Origin of the sequence: Porphyromonas sp. CAG:1061, assembly GCF_000435035.1 — a bacterium.
In the GTDB taxonomy this organism is placed as follows: Bacteria; Bacteroidota; Bacteroidia; order Bacteroidales; family Porphyromonadaceae; genus Porphyromonas_A; species Porphyromonas_A somerae.
Genome location: NZ_HF988850.1, coordinates 1 through 4,678, shown reverse-complemented (window position 1 = coordinate 4,678; position 4,678 = coordinate 1). Strand labels below are relative to the sequence as shown.

3 protein-coding genes and 1 tRNA gene are annotated in these 4,678 nt (G+C 46.2%); 3 read left to right on the top strand and 1 reads right to left on the bottom strand.

Features of this window, described 5'->3' with window-relative positions; genetic code table 11:
* Positions 1-143 precede the first annotated feature (143 nt).
* Positions 144-225 (bottom strand) — tRNA-Leu (locus QVO39_RS01080).
* A 535-nt stretch (positions 226-760) separates the two neighbouring features.
* Between QVO39_RS01080 and QVO39_RS01075 the strand changes: the two genes are divergently transcribed.
* Genes QVO39_RS01075 through galK form a run of 3 tightly spaced genes read left to right on the top strand, consistent with a single transcriptional unit; the run spans position 761 to position 4,453 of the window.
* Positions 761-1,813, top strand: coding sequence for an aldose epimerase family protein (locus QVO39_RS01075; RefSeq protein ID WP_288171359.1), 1,053 nt, complete (start codon positions 761-763; stop codon positions 1,811-1,813).
* 32 nt (positions 1,814-1,845) lie between these two features.
* Positions 1,846-3,288 carry an MFS transporter gene (locus tag QVO39_RS01070; RefSeq protein WP_021902648.1) on the top strand — a complete coding sequence of 481 codons (1,443 nt, stop codon included), beginning with the start codon at positions 1,846-1,848 and terminating at the stop codon, positions 3,286-3,288.
* 7 nt (positions 3,289-3,295) lie between these two features.
* Positions 3,296-4,453: a galactokinase gene (galK, locus tag QVO39_RS01065; protein WP_021902647.1), complete on the top strand. Its 1,158-nt coding sequence runs from the start codon at positions 3,296-3,298 to the stop codon at positions 4,451-4,453.
* Positions 4,454-4,678 lie beyond the last annotated feature (225 nt).

The window sequence follows — 4,678 nt, the reverse complement described above, 5'->3', positions numbered from 1 at the left end:
TACCGTTCATAGGCAAAACCAGATAGTTCAATAGCACCTCGTTAATAAGAAGGCATAAAAAAAAGCTCTGGGATGAAACATCTCAGAGCAACCAAAACCAAAAACTTACAATCTACTAAAACGTAAAAACAACACGTATAGTGTGCGGCTGAAGGGACTCGAACCCCCACGGATTGCTCCACTAGATCCTAAGTCTAGCGCGGCTACCAATTACGCCACAGCCGCAAAAAAGGTCTAACTCTCAAAGAAGGTATCCTTTTGATTTTGCTCTGCAAAGGTAGCAATAAATTTTTAATCCACCAAATATCCACCATTATTTCTTGGCTAAAAGTCCCAACTTAATACTATTAATCATAAAAAGGGATAGGGGGTGTGCGAATAAATGGGTAGTTTTGTGAGTAGTAAGAAGATTTGGAGAATAATCAATTTAAGTGATATGGTGCAAACTCTCATTACATATATAATCATTGCCTTAGTGGCATTCTTAGTCTGTCGCCACCTTTGGAAAATGTTGAAGCCACAAAAAAAGGAGGTGCCAACAGCTTGTGCTGGATGCCCACTAGCAGAGGCTTGTCAGAAGAGCAAGATAGAACCAAGCAACAAGAAGAAAAGGAGCAAAGAAGCAAATTGTACTACCAAGAGGAGCGATATCTAAAGAAAAAAAGTTATCTTTGATGCGAAGCTTAATTAATAATCTTATTCAGAGCCAGCAGTTCATCTAAATTAGAATGCGATGGACGAGGCTTTTCAATTAAAGGATATGAATAAAGAGAGATTTAAGGGGAGGGTAGATGGTAAGGAGGTAGCACTTTACACCCTCAGCAATGCCAATGGGATAGAGATAGATATCCTCAACCTTGGTGCTAAGATAGTAGCCATAAGGGTACCGGACCGAGAGGGAAAGAAAGTAGACATTGTGCTTGGGCATGACCGTCTGCAAGATTATATTGAGAGTGAAGAGGCCTACTTTGGTGCTATCTGCGGACGGTATGCCAATAGAATTGCCAAGGGAAAGTTTGCCATTGATGGTGAGGAGTACTCATTGCTCATCAATAATGGACCTAATGCCCTCCATGGTGGCAAGAAGGGATTTAATAGCGTGGTTTGGACGGTGGAACAGGCATCGGCTTCAGAGTTGGTTCTCTCCTACATATCGAAAGATGGAGAGGAGGGGTATCCAGGCGAACTCAAGGTGCAGGTGACCTATGGTCTCTGCCCTGTCACCAACAACTTTGCTATCGCTTACGAAGCAACGACCGACAAGGCAACGGTGCTCAACCTCACCAACCATGCCTACTTCAACCTCTCTGGAGAGGGCGATCCTTCGGTACACGACCACACACTCTTGATCAATGCAAAGGAGTACCTACCAACCGATGAGACGGCTATTCCCTACGGAAAGCCTGAAGCGGTAGCCGGCACTCCTTTTGATTTTATAGAGCCCCGCCTTATTGGTGAGCGGATAGATACCGATATAGATCAGCTCAATTGGGCAAGGGGTTACGACCACACCTTTATCCTAGATAAACCGCTAGGTGAAATGGGACTTTGTGCCGTCTGCTCTAGTCCTAAGAGTGGCATAGAGATGAAGATTAAGACCGACCAACCAGGAATGCAACTCTATACAGGCAACTGGATGAGCGGAAATATGCGTGGCAAGGGCGACAGCAGATACCCAGCACGCTCAGCAGTCTGCTTTGAGACACAACACTATCCTGATAGTCCCAATAAGCCAGAGTACCCCTCTACTCTACTCCGGCCAGGCGAGACCTTTAGAAGCCAAACTATCTTTAGCTTCAACACCATCGAGTAATATATTTATACCTTAATAATAGACTAATTCCAATGACAACAACAACTAAACAGACACAGCAAAACTACCTGGTGCCTTTTATCATCATGGTAGTTTTGATGGCATTGGTGGGATTGATTACCAATCTCAATCAGCAGTTCCAAGCCCCTATGAAGGCTGCTTACCTACTGCTAGGTGGCGCCAATGCCGACACACTAGCGACTTCTCTCAACTTCGCCTTTTTCCTTGCTTACCTAGTGATGGGACCAGCAAGTGCCAATTATATTGGCAAGAAAGGCTACAAGCCCGCCCTTCTACTAGGGCTGAGCATCCTCTGCATCTCATTTCTAATCTACATGAGCTCTGCATGGGTATTTGACAATGTAGATATCAATAAATTCCAAGGATTTATTGATGAGGCAAGAGGCATTGAAGACCTCACAAAGCAAGAGGGCATAGCTCCTGGTGACGCACTTCAGGCAGCCCAGACTCAAGCAGCTCTGACTGGCAACTTCCAAGTCCAAGAGGTGAATGGAGAGTACAATGGACTACTCTACACCAAGGGAATGGTGATTCCAGTGGCCTACTGGGTATTCCTACTAGGCTCCTTTGTTGCTGGTACGGCACTCACCTATCTACAGGCGGTGATCAATCCTTACATCGTTGCATGCGATGTGAAAGGCACTACAGGTGTTCAGCGCCAGAGCATTGCAGGTACAGGTAATTCATTGATGACCACACTAGGGCCAATCTTTGTAGCTTATGTGATCTTTAGTGGCAAGGACGGGCTAGATATTAGCCTCAATAGCCTATACATCCCCTTCCTAGTTCTCCTAGTGCTCGTAGCAGCATTGGCCTTCTCACTCACCAAGATTCACCTACCAGAGGTAGCAGGTGGAGGTGGCAAGAGTGAGTATCTGCCAGAGAGTGTTTGGAGCTTTAGTCACCTCAAACTAGGTCTGATTGCCCTATTCTGCTACGTAGGAGTAGAGGTGTGCGTTGGTGCCAACGTGGTACTATTTGCTCAGGGCGACCTCGGCTTTGCCCTTAAGGATGCTGCCTTGATGGCTTCACTCTACTGGGGTGGCCTATTGGTTGGCCGATTTGCAAGTAGCTTCCTCAACAAGGTGAGTGCACAGCTCCAACTGTTGGTTGCAGCGTCGGGTGCCATCCTTCTGATTGTGCTAGCAATGATCACCAAGATACCTTGGTTCCTCTGCGGAGTGGGTATCTTCCACTCCATCATGTGGCCTGCTATCTTTGCACTTGCTATCGATAGTCTAGGCAGATACACCTCCAAGGCGTCAGGTGTGCTGATGATGGGATGCTTCGGTGGAGCTCTATTCCCAGTAATTCAGGGAATCCTCAAGTCTGCTATCGGAAGCTGGAACCCCACTTGGCTCTTTGTAGTACTGGGTGAGCTATTTATCCTTTACTACGCTATCTCCGGACACAAGGTAAAGAAAACAGATACAGGGGTCACCACTGAAATGTAATGAATATATGAGAGATATAGAATTTGTAAGGAGCCGTTTTATCAAGCACTTTGATGGCTCCACAGGATACATTTACTTTGCCCCAGGGCGAATCAATCTGATCGGTGAGCATACCGATTACAATGGAGGCTTTGTATTTCCAGGAGCGGTAGAGAAAGGTATTTTGGCAGAGATCAAGCCCAATGGCACCCAAAAGGTAAGGGCCTACGCCATTGACCTCAAGGACTATGTAGAGTTTGATCTCACTGATACCGAGGCCCCCACCGCCAGTTGGGCAAAGTACATTTACGGCGTTTGCAAAGAGATGGAGAAGCTAGGGGTAGAGGTAAAAGGCTTCAACACCGCCTTCTCTGGCGATGTGCCTCTAGGGGCAGGAATGTCTTCATCAGCAGCATTGGAAAGTTGCTATGCTACCGCAATCAACGAACTATTTGGTGAGAAGAAGATCGAAAAGATGGAGCTTGCCAAAGTGGGTCAGCGTACCGAGCACCACTACGTAGGGGTAAAGTGTGGCATCATGGATCAATTTGCCTCTATCCACGGCAAGGAGGGGACACTGATGCGTCTTGACTGCCGCAGCATGGAGTATAAGTACTTTCCTTTCCACCCAGATGGGTATAAGTTGGTGCTACTCGATACTGTAGTGAAGCACAATCTTGCTGATAGTGCCTACAACGACCGCCGCCACTCTTGCGAGCGTGTGGTAGAGGTAATCCAGAAGGATCACCCCGAGGTAACCTTCCTAAGAGATGTATCTATGGAGCTACTTGAGAGCTACAAGGGAAAGGTATCGGACGAAGATTATATGCGTGCAGAGTATGTGGTGGAGGAGATCCAACGCGTACTGGACGTTTCGGAAGCCCTTGAGAAGGACGATTACGAGACAGCGGGCAAGAAGATGTACGAAACGCACAAAGGTATGAGCCAACTCTATGAGGTGAGCTGCGAAGAGCTTGACTACCTCAATGAGATAGCCATGGAGTGCGGAGTAACTGGCTCGAGAGTGATGGGTGGTGGCTTCGGTGGTTGCACCATCAACTTAGTAAAGGAAGAGCTTCAAGACCTCTTTGTAGAGACTGCCAAGGAACGCTTTGCCAAGAAGTTTGGTCACGAACCTAAGGTATACAACGTGGTTATCTCCGACGGTGCTCGCCGTATCGAGTAACCCTTTACTCCACGATCATTAGTTTAAGGGCTTGCCAATCACTGATTTGGCAAGCCCTTATTAGTAAATAATGCAAGTACCCATAAGAAACTTCAATTACTAGAAAAAAATATCAAATCAACAATGATTTCAAGTTTAGTTAAAATCATTATCTCGTAAAAATTGATTAAACTTACACATAGAACTTATTATCATTCGAATAATGGCGGTATTTTGGTGTCGTAC